This window comes from Rhodococcus sp. 21391 (assembly GCF_016772255.1).
GTDB classification, from domain to species: Bacteria; Actinomycetota; Actinomycetes; order Mycobacteriales; family Mycobacteriaceae; genus Rhodococcus_F; species Rhodococcus_F opacus.
Window position 1 is genome coordinate 7,278,351 of record NZ_CP063781.1, and the last position, 21,941, is coordinate 7,300,291.

20 protein-coding genes and 2 pseudogenes are annotated in these 21,941 nt (G+C 64.0%); 11 read left to right on the forward strand and 11 right to left on the reverse strand.

Annotated elements, in window-relative coordinates; all coding sequences use genetic code 11:
• Positions 1-217 precede the first annotated feature (217 nt).
• Together GO592_RS46690 and GO592_RS46695 are read left to right on the forward strand one after the other, a co-directional pair.
• A pseudogene (locus GO592_RS46690) lies at positions 218-586 on the forward strand (DUF5937 family protein); the annotation flags it as partial.
• 172 nt (positions 587-758) lie between these two features.
• The gene (locus GO592_RS46695) at positions 759-932 is read left to right on the forward strand and encodes a hypothetical protein (RefSeq protein ID WP_443218442.1); all 174 of its coding nucleotides are present in this window, start codon (positions 759-761) and stop codon (positions 930-932) included.
• A 583-nt stretch (positions 933-1,515) separates the two neighbouring features.
• On the opposite strand, the gene GO592_RS33795 is transcribed toward GO592_RS46695, so the two are convergent.
• Together GO592_RS33795 and GO592_RS33800 are read right to left on the reverse strand one after the other, a co-directional pair.
• Complete coding sequence (locus GO592_RS33795) at positions 1,516-2,778, reverse strand: YbfB/YjiJ family MFS transporter (RefSeq protein WP_082324879.1); 1,263 nt, start codon at positions 2,776-2,778, stop codon at positions 1,516-1,518.
• A gap of 56 nt (positions 2,779-2,834) precedes the next feature.
• Positions 2,835-3,155: a muconolactone Delta-isomerase family protein gene (locus GO592_RS33800; protein WP_202715067.1), complete on the reverse strand. Its 321-nt coding sequence runs from the start codon at positions 3,153-3,155 to the stop codon at positions 2,835-2,837.
• Between the two features lie 95 nt (positions 3,156-3,250).
• Here GO592_RS33800 and GO592_RS33805 point away from each other — a divergent pair, with 95 nt between their 5' ends.
• The 4 genes from GO592_RS33805 to GO592_RS33820 all read left to right on the forward strand — a co-directional run bounded on the left by GO592_RS33805 (position 3,251) and on the right by GO592_RS33820 (position 5,879).
• Positions 3,251-4,162, forward strand: coding sequence for a LysR family transcriptional regulator (locus GO592_RS33805; RefSeq protein ID WP_193385472.1), 912 nt, complete (start codon positions 3,251-3,253; stop codon positions 4,160-4,162).
• Positions 4,163-4,345: 183 nt separating this feature from the next.
• A complete protein-coding gene (locus tag GO592_RS33810) occupies positions 4,346-5,059 on the forward strand; it encodes an SDR family NAD(P)-dependent oxidoreductase (protein ID WP_007295969.1) in 714 nt (237 codons plus the stop codon).
• A 20-nt stretch (positions 5,060-5,079) separates the two neighbouring features.
• Positions 5,080-5,451 (forward strand): YybH family protein, encoded by a 372-nt coding sequence (locus GO592_RS33815; protein ID WP_007295968.1) that lies wholly within the window; start codon positions 5,080-5,082, stop codon positions 5,449-5,451.
• Positions 5,452-5,489: 38 nt separating this feature from the next.
• Positions 5,490-5,879, forward strand: coding sequence for a hypothetical protein (locus GO592_RS33820; protein WP_007295967.1), 390 nt, complete (start codon positions 5,490-5,492; stop codon positions 5,877-5,879).
• A 1,814-nt stretch (positions 5,880-7,693) separates the two neighbouring features.
• On the opposite strand, the gene GO592_RS33825 is transcribed toward GO592_RS33820, so the two are convergent.
• From GO592_RS33825 to GO592_RS33860, 8 genes are all read right to left on the reverse strand, one after another.
• Positions 7,694-8,002 (reverse strand): SDR family NAD(P)-dependent oxidoreductase, encoded by a 309-nt coding sequence (locus tag GO592_RS33825; protein ID WP_007295965.1) that lies wholly within the window; start codon positions 8,000-8,002, stop codon positions 7,694-7,696.
• Between the two features lie 233 nt (positions 8,003-8,235).
• Positions 8,236-9,102 carry an SMP-30/gluconolactonase/LRE family protein gene (locus tag GO592_RS33830; protein ID WP_007295964.1) on the reverse strand — a complete coding sequence of 289 codons (867 nt, stop codon included), beginning with the start codon at positions 9,100-9,102 and terminating at the stop codon, positions 8,236-8,238.
• A 45-nt stretch (positions 9,103-9,147) separates the two neighbouring features.
• Positions 9,148-9,432, reverse strand: coding sequence for a Dabb family protein (locus GO592_RS33835; protein ID WP_157234189.1), 285 nt, complete (start codon positions 9,430-9,432; stop codon positions 9,148-9,150).
• Positions 9,433-9,489: 57 nt separating this feature from the next.
• On the reverse strand, positions 9,490-11,121 hold the full coding sequence (locus tag GO592_RS33840) for a flavin-containing monooxygenase (protein WP_007295962.1): 1,632 nt from the start codon (positions 11,119-11,121) through the stop codon (positions 9,490-9,492).
• Positions 11,122-11,166: 45 nt separating this feature from the next.
• Positions 11,167-12,783 carry an AMP-binding protein gene (locus tag GO592_RS33845; protein ID WP_007295961.1) on the reverse strand — a complete coding sequence of 539 codons (1,617 nt, stop codon included), beginning with the start codon at positions 12,781-12,783 and terminating at the stop codon, positions 11,167-11,169.
• Complete coding sequence (locus GO592_RS33850; RefSeq protein WP_237720356.1) at positions 12,780-13,853, reverse strand: acyl-CoA dehydrogenase family protein; 1,074 nt, start codon at positions 13,851-13,853, stop codon at positions 12,780-12,782. Before GO592_RS33850 ends, GO592_RS33845 begins: the two co-directional genes overlap by 4 nt.
• Positions 13,854-13,855: 2 nt before the next feature.
• Positions 13,856-15,022 (reverse strand): acyl-CoA dehydrogenase family protein, encoded by a 1,167-nt coding sequence (locus tag GO592_RS33855; protein WP_007295959.1) that lies wholly within the window; start codon positions 15,020-15,022, stop codon positions 13,856-13,858.
• 19 nt (positions 15,023-15,041) lie between these two features.
• Positions 15,042-15,815: an enoyl-CoA hydratase-related protein gene (locus tag GO592_RS33860; protein ID WP_007295958.1), complete on the reverse strand. Its 774-nt coding sequence runs from the start codon at positions 15,813-15,815 to the stop codon at positions 15,042-15,044.
• A 667-nt stretch (positions 15,816-16,482) separates the two neighbouring features.
• On the opposite strand from GO592_RS33860, the gene GO592_RS33865 reads away from it, so the two are divergent.
• The 4 genes and pseudogenes from GO592_RS33865 to GO592_RS33880 all read left to right on the forward strand — a co-directional run bounded on the left by GO592_RS33865 (position 16,483) and on the right by GO592_RS33880 (position 19,378).
• Entirely contained in the window at positions 16,483-17,733 is a 1,251-nt protein-coding gene (locus GO592_RS33865; protein WP_007295957.1) for a TetR/AcrR family transcriptional regulator, read from the forward strand.
• 481 nt (positions 17,734-18,214) lie between these two features.
• Positions 18,215-18,487 carry an MFS transporter gene (locus GO592_RS33870; RefSeq protein ID WP_007295956.1) on the forward strand — a complete coding sequence of 91 codons (273 nt, stop codon included), beginning with the start codon at positions 18,215-18,217 and terminating at the stop codon, positions 18,485-18,487.
• Positions 18,488-18,877: pseudogene (locus GO592_RS33875) on the forward strand (peroxidase family protein); the annotation flags it as partial.
• A gap of 195 nt (positions 18,878-19,072) precedes the next feature.
• On the forward strand, positions 19,073-19,378 hold the full coding sequence (locus GO592_RS33880; protein WP_007295954.1) for a hypothetical protein: 306 nt from the start codon (positions 19,073-19,075) through the stop codon (positions 19,376-19,378).
• A gap of 288 nt (positions 19,379-19,666) precedes the next feature.
• Here the strand turns inward: GO592_RS33880 and GO592_RS33885 are convergent, their stop codons facing one another.
• Positions 19,667-20,890 carry a L,D-transpeptidase gene (locus tag GO592_RS33885; protein WP_007295953.1) on the reverse strand — a complete coding sequence of 408 codons (1,224 nt, stop codon included), beginning with the start codon at positions 20,888-20,890 and terminating at the stop codon, positions 19,667-19,669.
• Between the two features lie 394 nt (positions 20,891-21,284).
• Between GO592_RS33885 and GO592_RS33890 the strand changes: the two genes are divergently transcribed.
• Entirely contained in the window at positions 21,285-21,701 is a 417-nt protein-coding gene (locus tag GO592_RS33890; protein ID WP_007295952.1) for a pyridoxamine 5'-phosphate oxidase family protein, read from the forward strand.
• Positions 21,702-21,941 lie beyond the last annotated feature (240 nt).

Consider the following 21,941-nt stretch of genomic DNA (forward strand, 5'->3'; position numbering starts at 1 on the left):
CGGAAACTGTCGGTGCGCCCACAAAGCCCGCGGCGGGGCCATCGACGAGGGAAACGAGCCGCTGATCGGGCGGTATCAACTTCTACCTGGCCATTGGCACGGGCGGTGTCGCGCATTCGACGTGTGTGAGGGAGGCGGCCGCTACCGGGGTTTCCGTGTATGCAATCTCGTGCCGCGAGCCGGTACGACGACAGTTCGTCTCGGTCGACGTTCTGAGATGGTCGACTACCCCTCGTCTCCGGCAAACCATGGGGCGACTGGCGACCGACCATCGAAGACTGTCCGCCACGATGTTGACTACATCGGCGACCTGCACTCCGAACTGAGCGCGCCGGCGGCCACGCCGATTGCCAGCTTCACCCGGCAGACCGCCTGGGCCTGCGCGGGTGGCCACAGTCAAGGCTCCTTCGACGACGTACTGCACCGGGCCGACCAGCAGGCTGCTCTGATACAGGCGGCGAACTCCCTGTCGACGCGGCGCGCCGAACTAGCGGAACGGTTGCTGCGCGGCCCCGAACAACTGCGGAACCAGCTCCACCGCTTCCTCACCGAATGCACCGAGATCTTCTTCGAGGAAACCTGGAACACGCTGCGCCCGATGCTGCACCAGGAACAGACCCAATGTGCCAGACCCTGTCGGCGGACGGCCCCCAATATGGGCTGCTGCGCACCGGCCGCAACGTCACCCTGCAGGAAATCCGCTGCGGGTAACCATCGAGAAACAGCGGCACTCGATCCTGCAACCGGCCCACACCGGGCTGCTACTCGTCCCCAGTCGGAACGGTCGGCCACACTTACTGGTCAAGACCGAACCCGAGCACGTGCCAGTCCTGCACTACCCCCCCTACACGGCGGACACCCAATCCGCGGCTATCACCCAGGGGCAGATGCGGCGCTGGCCGATCCTAGTCGAATCAAGTTGTGCCGGTTGATCGCCCGCCAGCCAATGTCGACGGCAGCATTGGCCAAGAGCTGCTCGATGACCACCCCGCAGGTTTCGCGACATCCACTCCATGCCCCATCTCACCCGCGTTATCAGCAGAATGCAGCGAACGTTCCCCACCGTCATCGTGGGCGAGCGGTGGGTAGGTATCCGACCAGTTACGATCTACGGCAGGATTCTCGATGCCGATGGTCGCTGCGCAGAGACCATTCCAATTGATCTCTGGACCGAAAGTTCGCAGTGGTGGTCGACTCGCCGTTGGCGGGCCAAGCTGCCTGGTGCAAGCTGCAGGCAGCACAAAACGTTTGTGACCCGATGGCCGTCGACGCCTTCCGCACCGATGCCTGCACGATCCGGGGCCGAAGCCGACGCAACGGCATCACACTTCCCGACGGCGACCCGCTCGAGGGCCACGACCATTTCGAGGGAAAAATCGAAACCGCCGCTCGAGCCGGGCGAATGGCACAGGTTCGGGCTGTTCGCGGCCGATAACGACTGTTCCCAGAACATCACGCGGGAGCGCTGGATGAAGCGCCGATCTCCTCCGGCGCATCGCGAACGAGAATGTCGTCCTACTTCAGGGTGCCGCGTGGATGAAAGACGCCGGCAGTGGAACGCCGTTCGGGGTGAACTCCCTCTCCTCGAAGATTCTGTGCGGGAGGCACAACGGGGCGATGAGCCCACTCGACACTGCGGTCAGGTTGGGTCTCCGCGTGTTGGTTATTCGAGTGTGATGGTGCGTGCATCGTACCGACGTGATCGGGGAATCGGAGGCGCAGCGCTGCGGCGGCGAGGGCCGCGGCCAGGACAATAGTGGCGCCGACTAGCAGGGCCTGGTGGTAGCCGTGGTGCAGCAGTGGGGTGGCGACGAGGGGGCCGAGAATCTGGCCGACGCTGTATCCAGTGGTTAGCAGTGCCACCGCGCGTGGGAACTGCAGATGCGCACCGATGCCCAGTGCGATCGACCCGATGCCGAGGAAGGTGGCACCGAACAGGACGGCGGAGATCAGAGCGGGGCCGACATTGTCGATGACGGCGGGCAGCGCGATGCCGACTGCCTGGATGAGCAGGGCAACCAGGAGGAGGGTCGGCTGCGACCAACGACGGCCCAGCCACGCCCACACTGCGCAACTCGGCAACGCGGCCAATCCCACGACAATCCAGGCCCCGCTGCCGACCCACCCGCCCGCGGTTTGATCGATCGCGGCGACGAGGAACGTGCCCGCGATGATGTAGCCGATGCCTTCCAGGAAGTAGCTGACGAACACGGCAGTGAACCAGCGGTCGGTCCGTGGGCGGCGGTAGGCTGCCGGTCCGGACGGCGTGGCGGTCGGCGACGGCTCCGGTGTCAGTGCCCAGGCTGCGACGGCACAGACCAGTGCCAGGGCGGCGGCCGCCCACCATGTCGAGCGCCAACTGCCGGCGGAACGCAGGATGAACACGAGGACGCCTGATAGGGCGATGCCCGCTCCGACCCCGCCGAACGCCCAACCGGCCAGGTGCTGGGCGTGCGCCCGCAGGTGGGAGAGCAGGGCGCTGACGGCGATCATGAAGATGAGTGCGCTCGCGATGCCGGTGACGAGTCTGAGGACGAACCAGGAAGATCCATCGTGTGTGGTGGGCATGAGCGCCAGGGTCGCGACGAGCACGACCAGAGAGATTCGCATGACCCTTGCTGAGCGCACCACCGCCGGAATGAGGATGCCGGCCACTGCCCCGACCAGGTATCCGATGTAGTTGGCCGTGGCCAGCGCGGCTCCGAGAGAGGAGGACAGACCGGCCTGGGTGTGCATCAACGGCAGGATCGGGGTGTAGACGAATCGGCCGATGCCCATGCTCGCCGCCAACGCCGCAGCCGCCTGGATGACGTGCGCCCGCGGGGATACCTCGCTCACCACTGGCCCGGATCGTTCGGGTGTGGTCGCAGCGGGGTGACGGCGACACTCATCCACGGGCGCAGGGGCAGCGTGTCGAGCACATTTGCGTGGAGGTCGGCTTCGTCGTCGGCGCGCCACACCCCGATGCTGCGCAGCTCACCGACCGGGCGCCACAACCGGACCAGGCGCCCTGCAGAGGAAAGTTCCTTGGCGCGCAACGCTTCCGCGGCGCGGCGTGCCCCCACTTCGGATGGTGTGGTGCCGTCGGGGACCGTGGTGACGATCTCGACGAGAAACTCCTGCATGGTCGTTTTCCGTTCAGAGGCTGAAACCATGGAACTCATCGTGCGCCCGGGTGCGGCCGGCCCGCCACGACCGCTGTGCTCCCGACTGGTAGGCGCAGCCTCTCACCGCGCATAGCATGATCAATGTGGAGCTACGCCAGCTGAGATACTTCCTCGTCGTCGCCGAGGAGCTGCACTTCGGCCGGGCGGCGACGCGGCTGCTGATCGCCGGGCCCTCGCTGTCCCAGCAGATCAGGGCTCTCGAACGAGACCTCGGCGTACAGCTGTTCGCCCGCGACCGCCGTTCCGTTGTCCTCACCCCGGCCGGTACGGAACTGCTCCCCCACGTCCGCGCGCTGCTCGAACGTGCGGACGACCTGCGCGCCCGCGCCGAGCGCCTCTCCGGGGCGGAGCCGGTCCGGATCGGCTACGTCAACTGGCTTCCCGCGGACCTGACCGCGCGCACCGCGGGTGTGGCGCAGCTGCACGTGGACCCGTGGGTGGTGCCCTCGCACGCCCAGGCCGCACGGGTCGCCGACGGCAGCCTCGACCTGGCCGTGTGCTGGGTGCGGAACGCCGATCTCGCCCGGTACGGTCTGCAGGCCCGGCTGCTCGGCGCGGACCGCCTCTACGCGGTGTCCACCGGCGAGAAAGCCACACCGGTGAGGGCGCGGGACGTCGCGCTACTCGTCGACGACGACGCAACGTCCTGGTCGTCGTGGAACCTCTTCGCCGAACAACTGGCCCGCGACACCGGCGCCCGGATCGTGCGGATCGACGACGGCGGCATCACCGGCCCCGCATTCTTCGACCACGTCCGCGCCGCGGGCCGCCCCGTGCTCAACTCACCCAAGGGGCAGACCACGACGCTGCCGCCCGACCTCGCCGCACGCCCGGTGATCAACCCTGCGGTGATCTGGACGTGGTCGCTGGTATGGCGCCGGAACGAAACCCGCCCCGTCGTGCTCGCCGCCTCCGACGCCCTCACCCGGGACGTCCGTGATCTCGGCATCCACGCCAGCGGAGTCTGGCTGCCCGCGGACGACCCCCACCGGTAACAAGGCTGCCGTGGGAGGTTGCGCCTCCTACGAGGGAGCAAACAGGTCCTGGCGCGAGCCCCCGACTCGGGGACATCATCGATCCGTGAACGAAACACCCCGTATTCCGCACGGTATTACCGGGCTTTTCGGTCACTGAGTCCTTGTGCACCAACCCCGTTGCGAAAGCGAGTAAGTCGACATATGAGCACCACGCAGAAAGTCGTCATCGTCACCGGCGCGTCCCAGGGCATCGGCGCTGCGCTGGTCGCCGGCTACCGCAAGCTCGGCTATGCCGTCGTCGCGACCTCCCGCTCTATCGGCGCATCCGACGATCCCGAGGTGCTGACCGTGCCCGGCGACCTCGCCCAGCCGGGAACCGGCGCCGACATCGTCGAGCAGACGCTGGCGCGGTTCGGCCGGATCGACACCGTGGTGAACAATGCGGGAATCTTTGTGGCCAAGCCGTTCACCGACTACACCGACGAGGACTACGACGCCGTGACCGGCGTGAACCTGCGGGGCTTCTTCGACATCTCCCGCGGCGCGGTCGCCGCGATGCTCGCCCAGGGCAGCGGCGGTCATCTGGTGAACGTCTCCACTACTCTGGTCGACCACGCCAACTCGCAGGTGCCCTCGGCACTCGCATCGCTGACCAAGGGCGGCCTGAACGCGGTCACCAAGTCCCTGGCGGTCGAGTACGCGACCCGCGGAATCCGGGTCAACGCCGTCGCGCTCGGCGTCATCCGCACCCCGATGCACCCGGTCGAGACGCACGAGGCTCTCGCCGCCCTGCACCCGGTCGGCCGGCTGGGCGAGATCGATGAGGTCGTCGACGCAATCCTCTACCTCGAGCACGCCGGATTCGTCACCGGCGAGATACTGCACGTCGACGGCGGCCAGAGCGCTGGGCACTGAGAGCACGAGGCGGACAGATCGTGAACGGCACAGCAGCAAACGAAGAGATCCTGCGCGGGGTGCTCGACCGGTGGAAGGCCGCCGTCGACGCCCACGAGCCCCAACGCGTCGCCGCTGAGTTCACCGCGGACGCGATCTTTCAGGGCCTGCATCCCTATACCGTCGGACGGCGAGGTGTCGCCGACTACTACGACTCCCAGCCGCCGGGCATGACCGCCGCGTACCGGATCCTCGAAACCCGTCGACTCGCCGACGACCTGGTGCTCGGGTACCTGAGCGTCGACTTCTCCTTCACAGACCGACCAACGCTGACCGTGAACCTGAGCGTGCTGGTCAGGCGATCGCCAGACAGCGATCGGATCATCCACTACCAGGTGTCCCGGCTCAACTGAAACAGATTGTGTCCCAGGGCGAGCCGCGCAGTGGATCCGTGGCCGCGCGCTCGGACCTCGGCCACGCCGAGGTCGTGTTCACCATCCCCGCCGAATCGGTGCGGCAGGCCACCTCGACGGCCCTGGCGGTCCTGGGGACCTACCCCTGGTCGTTGCGCTCCCTGCGAGTGCTCACCACCGCCGATTTCGACCGTCTCACCGATGCCATGGACCTGCCGCCGCTCGTGTCGGTGCAGGAGGCCGCCGACGGCCTCGGAATGACCCGTCAGGGCGTACTGAAGGCCATCAAGGGCAAGGTGCTGCCTACCCCCTGTCGGCGGTACCTGGGTGCTCCAGCAGTCCGTGGTCGAGGGCGCCCGCGCCCGCCGCGGCGCATAACCACCGACAGCCGCCGTCTCAGGTACCGAGTCGGGCTCGTGAAGCAGTGAGGGTCGCTGCGCAGCGCCGCCCCGACTGTGCTGGTGCAGTTCGTCAGCCACATCACCCGAAACCGATGCCGCCACCGGGTGACGGGGTAGGCGCGGGATTGCGTCGCCAGTTGCAGCGCGTAGATGACGTACACGAATATTCCGACCAGCATGAGTGCGATCGCCACGAGCAGGACCATTAGGACGTCGTTTGTGATTGTGGGGGCGCCGGCGACGTGCCCGGGGGAGTGCCGGCGCCGGGTGTCGGCGGGCGCGCGAGGTGACTGTTTCGTGTTCGTATCGAGTAGTTTGCGAAAGTTGTTGGTAGGCTGATGGTTTGGTGTTTCCGAAACAGGAGCCATCGTGACTTAGTGCCACAGTCGAGCGATCGGTCTCGAGCAGTTGTGAATTCCTATCTGGGTGATTGGTCTATCGAGGAAGGAACTTCGACCGAATTTCACCTAACAACACCTGGGTGTCCTCATCGTCGACTACCGCGTAGTAGGTCGCGTCCAGGGCCGCCCGCGCGGGATCGGCGGCCCCAGCGCTGGTGAGTGAACTGACGGCGAAGACTTGCCGTGCGAGTTGCTGGTTTCGGAGGGCTGGCTTCGCGCGAGCACGAAGCCGCCGAAGGGCGGGGTCGGTCTCGACCCGCTGCCGCGCATTGAAGAGACCGTCGAAAGGCGCAGGAAGCGCGACTTGCCCTTCGAGCGCGTCAAGTCCGTCCTGCACCCACTGCGTCCTACACCCACTGCGTGTTGCACAGGCCCGCTCGCTCGATCGCTGTCCGGGCAGCCCACCGGGCAATCGAGCGTCAAGTGGTGGGGGATGACGATGCGATCGCTTCCGTGAGGGCGCGGTCCAGGAGGCAGAGGTTCGGTGCCGTCGACCCGGCTGCGAGAAGCTCGGCTGTAGGGGGTTTACCTCCCCAGATCGCAAATCGTCATCTGGCGAGAGCTCGGGGCTGTGGGTTGTCGTCCGAGAAGCCGTTGCAGGCGTCGATTCCGGCCGAGCTTCTGCAGGATCCGCATCACTGGTCGTGGTGTCGGTCTCGGTCCAGAGCTTCCTCGGTCGGAGGTCCTCGGTTGTAGACGTGGCCGGCCACAAGGGGACGCCACGTGTCCCCGGGTTCGGTCGAGCCGGGCCAACCGAGGGCCACGAAGCCCCGGCCGCATACTTCCACGCGGTACCAGCCCGGATCGACCGTCACTTGGTACGGTTCTCCACCGGGAGGGGAATCAAGTAGCAGGGATCCGTCTTTGATCGATCTCGAGGACGAGGTCGACCACCTGTTCCCTCGATCCTCAGGTGGGTTCTGGTCCCAGCCTTCGATCGCCATCTGCATGTCGAAGTTGTTCTGGTGCGGGGACAGAATAGCGGCGGACGTCCCGTTGCTTGCGATCGTTCCGTCGCTCAGAGCATCTCGACAAGCTCCTCCAGGTGGTGCTGGTTGCCGGGAGAACTAACACCGGACAAGTAGAACTGACCGTAGTCCATGACAAGTGACAGCCGGTGAGATGGAATCAACGACGAAGACGACTCAACCATTTATGAAGGTTCCCACGGGAAGGCGGGCCTTTGGTCGAGGTCATCGATCCCTCACCGATACCCGTCGAACCAGTCACCTTTCCGGCATCGCACGCCGTAGTCGCCAGTCGTACGTGGCCATGACCACCCCGACGGCTGCGCCAAAGAGCGCGCCAACTGGTGCGATCAACCACCACAGCAGATCGGTGTCGACATCGTCATCCGCGTCAGCGACGGCAGTCGGTCGCCGAAATGCTCGGTCGCAGTGCAATACGGAACAGCCACTATGGTGAGCGCTACGATAACACCTAGCCCGGTGCCACTGCATTAACTCGGGCGCCCTGGGCCGCCCACTCCACGGCCATTGTCTTGGTCATCGAGTGGACCGCAGCCTTGGCTGACGAGTAGGCGATGCGCCGTGGGTGACCGAACTGGCCGGCGATCGATCCCACGTTCACGATTGCTCCTGGCCGCCCGTCGAGTGAGCGAACCAGCGCTTGTGACCACACCAAGGTGCCGTGGATGTGAACTGCGTGGAGTCGAGTGAAGTCGGCCAGCGCGATGTCGGCGGTGGCTTCGTTCATGACGGTACCGGCGCAGTTCACCAGACCGACCACCGGCGGGGCCGCCTATTCGATCTGCGCCCGTGCGTCCTCCTGATGCCGGATCGGTGACGTCGCAGGCGATGAGATGTACTCGATCAGTGAAGGCCGGGGGCCTCGCCAGCGTCGAGGTCCACCAGGACGACCTGGCGCTTCGGACAATCCTCAGAAGGGTACGCGCTGTCGCAAGCCCGATCCCGCCGCGGCCTTCTGTGACGATCGTGGTGTTCACGCCTGTCTCCACACGTTCAGATGGACGCCGGAACTCCGGTGCGCCCGACCTGCGCGACGGCCACATGAGCGGTCGAGCGTCCTTCGTGAAACTCTTCGAGCGTTGTTGTGTTGCAGCAGAGGTAGAGGGTGTCGAGGTTCTCTCCGCCGAATGCGCACGCCACCGCCCACGTGTCGGTGACCTCGACCTTATCGGTGATCTGGCCGCCTTCGACGACCCGATAGAAGCCACTGTCGGCGCCGAGGGTCAACGCGTTCCCGAACCAGAGGCCGCCGTCACTATCCAGGGCGATGCCATCGGGATGAAACGATTCGTCGAGCTGCGCCCATACTCGGTGGTTGGTCAGACCGCCATCTTCCGCCATGTCGAACGCGCTGATGCGGTGCGGGAAGGTTTCCGCGACCAGCAGGGTGCCATGGGGGGTACGTGCGCAGCCGTTGGGGAAGATCAGATCTCCAGGAACCTGCGAGACGCTGCCGTCGGCCCGGATGTGGACGAGGTGAGTCGGCTTCGGATCCTCTTCACCGAGCGCGAATCCGAAATTGCCGGCATAAGCGTCGCCCGCCGGTGACACATACAGGTCGTTGCCGATCCCTCCAGCCAGTGCGCTGAAGTCGGCATACTGCTCGAGCTTGCCGTCGGCGGTGATGCGATACACCGACCGCTCGTTCTGCGAGACGACAAGGGGGGTCCCGTCGGGTAGGAAACCGAGTCCGGACGGTCGGCCGGGCACTTTGGTTATCGGCGTTGCGGTGCCGTCCTCGGTGAAGGTGAGCACCTGTTCGCTGAAGAAGTCACTGGCCCAGAATTTTCCGTCATGCCAGCGAGGTGCCTCGAGAAACTGATGCCCGGTCGAGAATACTGTGGGTTGGTAGGTAGCCATCGCGTGAACTCCTTAGTCCGTGCGGGTTGAGGTACTGGGTGATTGTCACTCGGCTGTCAGGAATTGGGTCCCGAGCCAGGATTCACACTTGGGCACGATTGTGGACTGGATCAGCTCCTTGTGGAGAGGGTGGTCGAGATACTGCTGGAAGTCGGCTTCGTCCTGGAAATGGGCAAGCAGTGCGTAGCTGGCGTTGTTCGGTCGCGTTCCGAGGTCGATACCGTGTCGGACATTGCGCGCGTACGGTATTTGGTCGACGAAAAATTTGAAATCCTCTTGGAATTCGTCGATTTCACTGGTCGAGATGGACGGCTTGAAGGTGAATGTCACGACATGTATGAGCATGTCTACCCTCGGGTACCGATCGGGGTGGCTGGTCAGGTGAGATCAGACGAGTTCGAACTGCTCCTGATATCCACCGGCAGCAGCCTTCTCGAGGATCTCGAGGTATACCGAAAGACCGCCGGGATACATGAGCATTTCGACGGTTTTGCCGGGCACGTTGGCGCCCATGTACCAAGACTTGGCCAGCGGGAACAGGGTGGCCGAGGTCAGCTCTGCGATATGCGCACCCCAATATTGCTGGGCTTCCGGCTTGGCCTCGATACGGGTGTAGCCGTTGTTCCGCATGTGCTCGACGATCTGGATCAGATGTTCGCCTTCAAGTTCGGCGCATGTCGGACCATTGCAGAATGCGTTCGGGCTCTGGGGTCCGTAGACATACAGGAGATTCGGGAAGCCTACTGTCGCCTTGCCGAGTGCTGTCCGGCTGCCGCCGCGGAACACCTCCTCGAAGGTCTCATTTCTGGTGCCGCGAATATCGATGGCAGTCAAGCCTCCGGTGACCGAGTCGAAGCCGGTGGCCAGCACGATGACATCGACTTCGTGTCGGGTACCGTCCGCGGTGACGATGGCGTCACCGGCGACCTCCCGGATCGGATTGGCAGAGGTATCGACGAGCTCGACATTGTCACGGCACAGGCTCTCGAAGTAGTTCTGCTCCAAGGAGACACGCTTGACGCCCCACGGGTGGATCGGCTCGGTCGGTGCAAGCAGTTCCACCAGCTCCGGCCTGGTGATACGTTGACGTGTCTTGTCCCGCCAGAACGCGTACAGGATGTCGTTGTCGTCCTTGTCGAACAGGACGTTCAGGAAGCCACCCAGCCAGGGCTGCAGTCCACCGTTGGTCCAGAGTTCCTCGAGTATTTCGTTGCGACGTTCCTCGGTCAGATCCTGGATGTTCTCTTTGAGGAAGTCATAATCGAAACCGGCCCAGGTGTTCTTGCGATTGGCGAATCGCTCGGGGTAGGTCTTCTTCATCTCGGCATTGTCCGCCTCACCAAGCGCCCGCTGATTCATCGGAAGCGCGGTGTTGGGGGTGCGCTGGAACACCGTCAGATGATCTGCGACCTTCGAGGCCTCCTGGATTACCTGGATGCCGCTGGCTCCGGTGCCGATGACGGCGACCCGCTTGCCCGCAAGGTCGTAGCCCTCCTGTGGCCAGCGTGCTGTGTGGAAGCAGTCGCCCGCGAACTTTTCGAGGCCAGGGATGTTGGGGAAGAGGGGCTTGGAGCCGGCACCGAGACACATGATCACGAACCGCGCCTGGGTGGTGAATTCCTCACCGGTGCGCTCGTTGCGGGAAACCAATGTCCACGTATGGGCTTCTTCGTCGAATCGGCCTGCCAGGACACGGGTCTCGTGGCGGACGTCTTTGCTCAGGTCGAGCTTCTCGTCGACGTATTCGAAGTAGCGAACCAGCTCGTCACGACCGGGGTACATCTCGCTCCAGTTCCAGTCGCGCCAGAGCTCTTCACGTGAGAATTGGTAGACCGGCGCCCAGGTATCGACGCGTGCACCTGGATAGGAATTCCAATGCCAGACGCCGCCGAGTCCGGTGCCGGCCTCGTAGATCTTGACGTTGTAGCCGAGGGTGCGCAGCCGGTCGAGCTGGTAGACGCCGGAGAAGCCGCCGCCGATGACGAGGACGTCGAGCTCCTCGAGGAGTGTGGTGTTCACGGGATTTCCTTTCGGAAGGGGTACGAGGGAGATGGGGGAGTGCGATCAGACAGCGTTGTCGGAGGTCAGAGCGACTCGGATTCGGTCACGCAGGACGAACTTTTGGATCTTGCCTGTCGCCGTCCGCGGTAGTTGTTCGACGACTTCGAGCCGCTCGGGCAGCTTCTGGGTAGCCATCCGATGTTCGCGCAGGAACGACGTAAGCTCGTCCAGCGCAGGTGGATGCGCCTGGTCGCTCGGTACCACATAGGCGCAGATGCGTTCGACCATGATCGGGTCGGGCATGCCGACCACCGCGATGTCGGCAATACCGGGATATTCGAAGAGCAGGTCTTCGATCTCCTTGGCGGAAATGTTCTCCCCGCCCCGGACGATGATGTCCTTACGCCGACCGGTGATCTGGATGTACCCGTCCTCGTCGATCACCGCCAGATCACCGGTCCGAAACCAGCCATCCGAGGCGAAGGCATCCGCATTGAGTCTCGAATCGAGGTATCCGGTGAACAGGTCAGGGCCGCGAACCTGCAGGTCGCCGACCGCGCCCGGGGGGACCGGAGTGTCGTGCTCATCGACAGTCCTCGCTTCTGCGGACCCGATAGGACGCCCGTCTGTGGTGGCGCGCTTGTCCAGCGGATCGCTCGCGTTTCCGCCGGACAGAGTCGGGAATTCGGTCGATCCGTAGATGCGGGTCGCGGTGCAGCCCAGCTGCTCCTCGGCCTGCCGGATCAGTTCGGGGGGTACGTCGGCGCCACCGCAACCAAAAACCCGCAGGGCGATGTCGTACTCGGCGCGATCCGGGTGGTGTACCAGTCCGTGCAAGAAGGGTGTGGCACCGATGACGAACGTGCAGCGTCGGCGTTGCAGCAACTCCAGGCCGGCGCCGGGGTCCCAGATATCTTGGAACACGACATGGCTGCCGAGCATGAACGGCAACTGCAGTCCGTACAGAATGCCGGTGATGTGACCGACCGGTGAGGGCATGTACACGATGTCCTCGCCGGTCAGATCGAAGAGTTCGATGATGCTCCGGTTCTCGTAATCCAGGCTTTCGTGGGTGTGTAGAGCACCCTTCGGATCGGAGGTGGTTCCGGATGTGTACAGAAGCAATGCGACATCGGTGCTGGCGTGCTCGACGGGATCGTCGAGTGGAGTTGCGCCCGAGAGGACGTGGTCGAACTCGTTGTCGGAACCGCGAACGGTGATCACATGCTCGAGGTCGGGAAGCGTGGGCGCCAGCTCGTCGAACATCCCGCGGTGGTCGAAGGTGCGGAACATGCCGGGCACAAACGCGATACGCGCTCGCGATTGCTTCAGAATGAACTGCACTTCGCGATGTCGATAGATCGGGATGATCGGGGTGGAGACGGCGCCGATCCGCAGCGCACCGTGATGTACGACGATCGCTTCAAGCCAGTTCGGCAACTGCCAGACCACCGAGTCGCCCGGCCGGATCCCACGCTCGAGTAGCACGCCGGCCAACCGGCGGATCATGGCGTCGAGTTCGGCATAACTGACCTGACGATTGCCATCGACCACAGCCAGCCGATCGGGGTGATGGTGTGCATACTCGGCCAAAGCAGAATCGATCGTGCTGTGGCTCCACTCGCCGCTGGTGAGGTAGCGGTCGCGGCGCGCGGAATCGGTGTGAGTCGCGGTGATCATCGGTCGACTCCGTCGGTCAGGCGCCGCGAACCGATGAGTGCGTGGAGTTCGTGCTCGTCCCCATACCAGGTCCGCAGGGCGAGGACGCGGCGGTAGTACCAGTGTAGGTCGTATTCGGTGGTGAAGCCGATCCCGCCATGCAACTGCAAGGCGTCCTCGACCACCTGTCGTCCGGCGCCGGCGGCATAGGCCTTGGCCGTCCACGTTGCCATCTCGATGTCGAAATCAACCTCAGCAGAGGCAATATCGGAAACCGTTGCCTCGCAGAGCGCCTCCATCGAGATGGCCGCCTGTGCCATCGACGCCGCAATGTGTTTCACGGCTTGGAAGGATCCGACGGGCTTGCCGAATTGCTGGCGCTGCGCGACGTACTCGACAGTTTTCTCGAGCATACGGCGGGCGATACCACTGATTTCGCACGCGGTGAGAAGCCGGAACCATGCCCGGATCTGTCGTAGGAGTGTGGCCGCTTCGATTCCGGTGGCGAGGATCTCGGCGTCGGCGACAGTTCGCGATGCGATCTCCAGGCGCACGTAATGCGATGTGGGATCAGAACTGGTGATCGGCGTGAGCGCCAGCGCCGGGTCACTGCCCGGTAGGAGCAGCAGCGCCGGTCCGTCCGGGCCGTCGACTGCCAGTACCAGCGAGTCGGCCTCGGCGCCGAAGCGTACGAGTTCGATCGTTCCCTGGATCTGCCCCGATTCCATGTGCACGGAACCGATCGAGGATGCCCAGTCGAGGGTGACGGCAGGGTCGGCGAAGGCGACGAGCGAACCTTCGGGAATGTCGAGGTACGCCGGCAGGATCAGTTGCTCGACCAGGGGGCCGGGTACGAGCCGATCACCGACCAAGGCGATCAGACCGGCGACCGCGGTCAGGTCGATTCCTAGACCACCGCGGTTTTCGGGGCGGGTCAGCTCGAACCAGCCGAGGTCGTCGAGTTCGGCCATCAGATCCGGGTCCCAGCCGCCGCCGCTGAGCAGGGCATGGCGGTAGTCGGATGTGATACGGCGGTCAAAGAATTCGCGGATCGGGGTGACGAGGTCCACGTCAGGTGCGGTGAGACTCATCATCAGCTCCTGGGTAGGCCGAGCAGCCGCTCGGCAACGATGTTGCGTTGGATCTGTGATGTACCGCCGTAGATCGATGCGGCACGCGAGAAGTAGTGATCGTGAATCAACTGCGCGGTGTTCAGCCCGAGAGGTTGTGATTCGGTGTCGAGGCGGAACGGTCCGAGGAGATCGGCGAGGGCGCGACCGACCACCTGCTCTGCGTCGTTGAGGACGAGCTTGTCGATCGAGTCGAGCGGATGTGGTCCCTCTTCGTCGATCAGGCGTTGCACAGTTCGGCGGATCTGAGCATCCAACACCCGCAGCGCCACGTGTGACTCTCCGATGGCGGCGCTGATCCGACGATTGGTCGTCGATTCCGGGGAGGTGCCTCGTAGTCCGTCGATCGCCTTCTCGACACCCCAGCCGATCTCCACCTGTCGGCGCATTGCATAGTTGCCACGTTCCTGAGACAGGGTGTCGAGGGCAATTCGCCAGCCGTCGTTTTCCTTGCCGACCAGGTTGCCGACCGGGACTTCGACGTTGTCGAAGAAGACCTCACAGAATTCGGCATCGCCTGTCATCTGGACGAGTGGACGGACGGTGATTCCGGGGGAACTCATGTCGACGATGAGGTAGGAGATGCCGGCGTGCTTGGGTTCGGCGTCGGGGTCGGTGCGGCACAGCAATGCGCACCAACTGGCCTGATTGCCCCAACTGGTCCAGACCTTCTGTCCGTTGACGACGTACTTGTCCCCGCGGCGAAGAGCGCGGGTCCGCAGTGATGCGAGGTCGGAGCCGGCAGAGGGTTCGGAGAACCCCTGACACCAGATGTCTTCGCCGGCGAGCAGCGGTGGCAGAAAACGGGAGCGCTGCTCGGGCGAACCGTACCGGTGGATCGAGGGGCCGACCACATCGAGGCCGATCAATCCGATCGGGGCGGGTGCATGAGCGCGCGCCAGCTCCTCGGAGAAGACTTGCTGGTGCCGAGCGGTGAGGCCACGTCCGCCGGCTTCACGTGACCATCCCAGCCCCATCCATCCGGCATCGAATAGTGTGCGCTGCCATCGACGAAGGACGTTGAACCGTTCCTCCAGCTCCAACGGCACGGTGGGGATCTCTGTTTCGGCAAGCCACCTCCGAGCCTCGCGCCGCAGATCGGCGATCTCGGTGATCTGCTCGACCGGCACAGGTGAAACAGCATTCATCTCATGCTCCCGTGTAGGCCGGTGCGCGATGCTCGAAGAATGCTGCTACGGCCTCTTTGGCGTCTGAATAAGCGGACAACTCGCCGGAAAGACCCTGCTCGAACTCGTAGCCGCCCTTGAGGTCCTGGTATTCGATCGCATTGAGGCTGCGCTTGGCGAACCGCAACGTGACCGGCGAGTGCCGGACCATCTTGGCCGCCACGTCGTAGGCTACGTCGAGTAGCTGATCGGGATCGACCACTTTCAAGACGCCGCCCTGCCGCGCGAGTTCCTCGGCAGACAGCGGTTCACCGGTGAGGTGCAGATAGCGGACCAACTGTTGCGGTACCAGGCGTGAGGCATGTTTGGCGCCGCCCATCACACCGACGTTGACCTCGGGAAGCGTGAAGGTGGCGCCCTTGGCTGCCACGACCAGATCACACGACGCTGCCAGGGCCAATCCGGTGCCCACGGCCACTCCGTGGACAGCTGCGATCACCGGCAACGGGCAATCGTAGATCGACCAGAACGCTTCACGGACCGCAAGCATGCGCTCACCGGCGTTTTCCGGCGTCATCGTCTGGAATTCGGTGAGATCGTTGCCGCCGCAGAAGTGCTTGCCGGCGCCGGTCAAGACGATCGCCCGAGCCTCGGGGAGGTACTCCTCCGTGTGGGTGAAGAACCACTTGATCTCTGCGTACATCTCGCGGGTGACCGCGTTGACCGGCGGGCGGGTAAGCCAGACCGTGCCTACCTTCTGATCGGTCTTCCATTGCAGAAATTGCAGATCCTTCATCGAAGTTCCTTTGTTCGAACGGGCGTAAGCAGAAGCTGTGACCGGCCGGGTGCGGATGGTCGCCTCCGTGAGGCGGCATGTCGTTGATCCCTAGTGGTTTGCTTCACGATCCGGGTGTGCTTCTACTCACATTAGTAGGCCCCGCTCCCTAGATATGTCAATAGCTCGTATCTGAAATTGTGAAACTGCTCAGAGCCGGAGCGTTCAGAGGATACATGGTTGATTTTTCGTTCATACGGAAGCATATGACCTGTTGAGGCAGCAAATACCCAGCAAGAAGAGCTGCCGATCCGCGAGTGAACCGCGGCAGCGTGAGGGGCGCATCGCTGAGTGTTGAGCCGAAAATGTCAGGCAAACGTATCTTTCATCGAACCAAGTACGTAGCATCATGTAACGGAAGTTGTCCATGACTCTTATCGAAAATTGTGCATGCTGTTCGGACTGCGGCCGTAGTGGAGACTTCACCTACGCTCGGGCGCAGTGCGCCTGCGCCGCCCTGCGTGGGAGGAGGCATTGTGTCCGATCGGCCCTCGAACGGCGGCAGTGCGGGGTACTGCGGGGGACCGTCCGCCGCCGGTATATCGTCAGAAGGCTGTACTAACGGCTGCGCCGCCAGTCCGGACATCGTGTGCATCCCATATGGGCCTCGAGGAGGAAAAGGGGCGTCGTGACCGCATCGCAAACTGTGAAGGCGTCCACTGCCACGCGCCGGCGACCCCGTGACCGGCGTGCGCAGATACTCCACAACGCCAGTGAATTGTTCACGAAATACGGGTTTCACGCCGTGCGGATGGAAGACATCGCCGAGGCAACCGACGTCACCGCACGGGCGATCTACCGGCACTTCGCCAACAAGCAGGATCTACTGTCGCAGGTGGTCCTCGAAGACCAGGACCGACTGCTCATGGCAGCCCAATCCGCCGAGCGCTCCGAAACCGGCGTCTGCAGCTTAGAGGAGTTATTGACGCGAATGGTCGAGGCATCACTGGAGAGCCTTCGACTCGGCCCCCTATGGCAGCGAGAAGCACGGCACCTCACCGCCGATGACTTCGAGCGAGTGCGCGAGGGTACTCGTCGCATCGGAGGCGCGGTGCGAAGGGCCATTGAAAAAGCCGATCCCTCCAAGAGCAGATTCGGTGCCGACGTACGCGCGTGGATGGCGGTGAGCATCATCACCAGCCCAGGGCACTACGACCGGTCACTGTCGCAGCGTCGCCTGTCCCCACTACTGGTGTCTGCTGCGTTGGCAGCCATCAATACCCCCGAATTGGCGTCAGCGTCACCCGAGTCCCGCGATGCGCCAGCGGCGGAGGCTCCAGTCGCAAATGAACGACCAGGTACATCACGTCGCGAACAGATCATCGCAGCAGCGGCGCGCGCGTTCCGGGAGCGCGGTTTCGGTGGAGTCAGCCTCGACGAGTTCGGCATCGCAGGCCCTGCCGTCTACAGGTACTTCGACAGCAAGGCCGACATCCTTTCCGCCATGATCATCCGAGTACAGGAATGGATGGCCCTGGAGAGCTCCAGGGCCATGCATCACAGCGCCTCCGATGAACAGGTCATCGAAGGCCTCGTGAGAGGTTATGTTCGTATCGCAACCGAAGCAACGGATCTGTTCGCGGTTTCAGTTACCGAAGCCCTCAACCTCCCCGCTAGTGCTGCCGAGCGTGATCGGCGAATCCGCCAGGACGACCTCGCCGAATGGGTCAAATGGCTACGAACCTCGCGTTCAGAAGTCACCGAGGCAGACGCACTCGCGCTGGTGAATGCGGTTCGCACAGCACTCAATGATCTTGTCCGTATTCCGCACCTTTCACGACACGCCGAGTTCCCCGACGAGCTTGTTGCGTGCTCGATGAATGCTCTTCTAAATACCCCGATGCCATCGGCACGATCGGGTCGGCGGCGTGACGAATAACCATGGTTGGCTAAAGACCGTCATTCGCAGGAGTCGCAACCGTCGCGTGGAAGCGTGCTTCGCGAACTTGCCATCGAGTGCACCGGTGCCCGACAGCCCGCTCCACCAAAGCCCCGAAAACGACTCAGGCCGTTGGCGAGCTGCAGGCGCTCGAGGCGGCAGGCATGCGCAGTCGGATCACTTGTGTGGCGTGAGGCGTCAACGGCGTTCTCGCAGCGGTTCGGGCCGGGCTCGGCATCGCGGTGTTCGCGCGGTCACTGCTGTCCTCGGACATTGTGGAGTTGCCCGCGTCGACCGGGCTTCCGGCGCTGCCTGCTCTCGAACTGGTATTACTGCCCAATCCTCGTGCGCCGGAGCAGCCGGCGGCCACGCTGACCTCAGCGATCCTCTCGAGCGGCGTGCCCCTGAAGCCAGAACCCTCGAGCTGAAGGTATGGGCGTGCTGAGGGCGGTGAAAACTTGTCGCCGTACTCAGGAGCGTCGTGACCGCCGACAGCCGTCCCCGCCACCGCATCACATTCGTGGTCCTGTCCGTGTCAGTTCTTGCGTTCGTGCTCTTGCAACACTTCGTATTGCCCGTACTGCGCGAGATCAAATCAGAGCTACACACCGACCAGGCCACAGTGACGTGGGTTCTCACTGCATATTTGCTGTCCGCCTCGGTGTGCACACCAATCGTCGGCCGCATCGGCGACAAGGTCGGCAAGAAGCGGATGCTGGTCGTTGCTCTGCTAGCACTTTCGGGGGGATCGTAGGCGAACCTGCTGACCTTGACCGCTCCCGAGTTGACGGTCCTCGTCGGCGGCCTGCGGGTGCTGGGCGCGAACTACAACACCAGGTCGGAGGAGGGTGTCCTCACCTCGAAGCCGGGGACGCTGACCAACGACTTCTTCGCGAACCTGATCGACCTGGGAACGACATGGGCGCCGAGGTCCACGGACTCGCAGATCTACGAGAGCCGCGACTGCGTCACCGGTGAGGTGAAGTGGACCGGAACCCGCGTCGACCTCGTGTTCGGGTCGAACTCCGAACTGCGCGCTCTCGCAGAGGTGTACGCCTCCGACGACGCACAGCAGAAGTTCGTGCGAGACTTCGTCTCCGCCTGGGACAAGGTGATGAACCTCGACCGATTCGAAATCGCCTGACGCAGACCCAGCTGGGTGACCGGCAATCTGGATCGCCCCGTATCCCGCGAGGATCGGCTCGCGGGATGCCCGCTCTCCCGATCTCCCACAGACAACTTCGAGGTCACAAGATAGGCTGTGGGAGCAAAAGATCAGAGTTGTGACCGACTCCGCGGTAGCCATCGCCCGGGTCCGTCGAGCAGAAGGTGCGAAAGAATGGCCACGAACAAAGGCAACCGCCTGGTGATCGGCCCCACTCTGGCTATCGGCACTCGGGTGCTTGTCCGCAGAAACGCCGAGGCCGACGTTACCGGCGAGGTCGTCGAGGACTATGCGGCACTGACCGAGCCTGGGGGCCGCGGGCACGAATGGGCGCCGGCACACCGATGGGCAATCGCCCTCGACGATGGTCGACTAATCTTCGCCGACACCACGGACCTGACCATCGATCCCAGCACGGACCGCTCCGCTCCAAAGCCGGGGACAGCAGAAGAAAGGCCCGGCAGGCACAGGGGAGATTGATCGGGCGGAAATCGGTCGCCCACTCATGAATGCTGATCCGTCCACGACACGACCACGGTGCCGACTAGATCTCGGCACCGACGAAGGAGTCGGGTCCTGTCGGCATACGTGGGAGAAGATCCGTCGGCAACCATTGCTGCGGAGAGGCCTTCGTCTCGCAGCGTAAACCGCAAGTACCCACCACGTTGCCTTCGGCTACCGACCAGATCACTTACGGTCCCGGATGCCATCTCCCTGCCGGCGACGAGAGCCGCCGGACGGGCCGCCATAATGCCCACCGGTCGACGGTCAGCGCAGGGCGCTGCCGGCGAGCCATTGGTCCCACGGGACGGACCAGTCGCCGTTTTGCCACAGCTCGAGGGGTGCGCCGCCGGTTCCCCGGACCTCGACGATGTCGCCGGGCACGGAGAAGTTGTAGAACCAGCGAGCGTTGTCGGGGCTGAGGTTCAGGCAGCCGTGCGAGACATTGGTGTTGCCCTGCGCCCAGATGGTCTCGGCGAGTTCGTGGAGGTAGATGCCATCGTTGCTGATGCGGGTGGCGTAGTTGATCGATTCCTTGTATCCGAGGCGGGAGTTCACCGGCAGGCCGTAGGTGGAGGAGTCCATGATGACCGGGTTGGCCTTGTCGATGACTGTGTAGATGCCCGGTTGGGTCCAGAACGACAGGGTTTGACCGCCCACGGCTTCGGTGCCGCCTCGGCCCATCGACGTCGGCATCGTGCGGACCACCTGCCCGTTGTCGGTGACGGTGACCTGTTTGGTGGTGTCATCTGCGACGGAGATGTGGGCGTCGCCGATGGTGAACGAGGTCTGCGCATCTTCCTGGCCGAAGAGGTCTTCCCCGAGCGCGATGCCGTAGACGTCGGCGCGGACGGTGACCTGGGTGCCGGGTGTCCAGTAGTTCTCCGGTCGCCAGTGCACGTTCTGGTCGTCGGCCCAGTACCAGGAGCCGGTCACCGGGGGTGCGGTGTCTACGAGCAGGGCCTTCTCGGCGGCGGCGCGGTCGGTGATCGGTTCGTCGAAGTGGGTGACGATCACGGCGCCGACGCCGAAGGTGCCGCCGTCGGCGAGCAAGTTGCCGCCGGTGGTGACGAAGGACGGCATGGTCTGGTTTCCTGGGGTGACCGTGGTGAAGGTGCTGGTCTTCTCGCTTCGGGCGCCCTGGTCGCCGACGGCGGTGACCGCGAGGGTGTAGCTCTTGCCGTAGCCGAGGGGTATTCCCGGTTTCCAGGCCAGACGGTCGGGGGTGTAGATGCCCTCGACCAGCCGGCCCTCGTCGTTGGTCATGGTGACCGTCTCGAGGGTGCCACCGGTGGTGTTCACCGACACGGGGTCGAGCGGGTTGACCGCGGCGGTGCCGTCGGCTGGGGACACGGTGATCTCCGGTCCCGGCGGCGGCGCGACCGGTCCCGCGGGTTGGTCGGTGGACGGTGCGCAGGCACCGGCCATCAGGGCGGGCAGCAGGACTGCGAGGACAGCGTAGAAGCGACCGGGGCGGCGGCGGGCGTGCATGGCACTGATTCTCCCGTACGGGTCGGCCGGCGCGTGCGCAGGCGGACGTGGGCGTCGGAGGTTACCAGCCCGCGTCGCGGACGGCCTTCATCCTCGCGGGCTCGACCTATGACGTGGCGTGCTTAGGTCGACTTCGGCTGTCGCTGGCCGCGTTGTTGGGGCACTGCTGGGTCCGCACGTTCTTCTGTCAGCCTCGGAGGAGCTCACCCGGGTGTTTCGGGCGGGGTGCTTTGCGTATGTGTATTCCTCAACTGCCTCGTGCGTGGGTTCGCCGACGTTGCGGTGCGGGCACTGTGCGAGTTCGTCGAGCGTGACAGGTGACATAGTCCTCTGTCTTCAGAACGGTGGTGAAGCTGATGGTAGGGGTACAGCATCGTGCGCGGAGGAGACCATCATGACCATGACAGCCCAGGATCCCGCGTTCTCTCTGGCCGACTGCATCCGTTTGCTGCGTTCGGTGTCGGTCGGGCGGGTGGTCTTCACCGAGAACGCATTGCCGGCGCTACGGCCGGTGACATTCGCGGCTGTGGCGGGCGAAGTCGTCATCCCTGCCGACGGTGTGTGGTCGGAACGCTTCGACGGTGAGTTCCTCGCTTTCGAGGCTGACGGCATCGATCTGTCGGCTCGCAACGGGTGGAGCGTGGTCGTCATGGGCCGCGCTACGCATCTTTCCTTCTCGGACAGCGTGGCCCGATTTCACGATCGGACAACGGTGCCCTGGTCGATCCCGTCGGGCACCTGCCACCTCGTCATCGACATGGAGCAGGTGACGGGACGACGCGTGACGCTGATGGCCGTCGATGTCGAATGAAGGCTCCGCCGATCGTCACCCCAGGGCGCCTGTTCGTGCTGGACCGCGCCACTTCGCGTCGTTTCCGATGCGGGGCACCGGGTCTGGGGTTGATCGACCGGATAGCACCGCGGTGATATCGCAGGAGGATCGGCGAGAGTCGGGTCGGGCACCTTGCTCCTCGGGCGGGGATCCGATCAGTCCTTGTCTGTTACGTGGGTCGGCTACCGTGGGGGTTTGTGACAGCAGGTATTCCGAGGC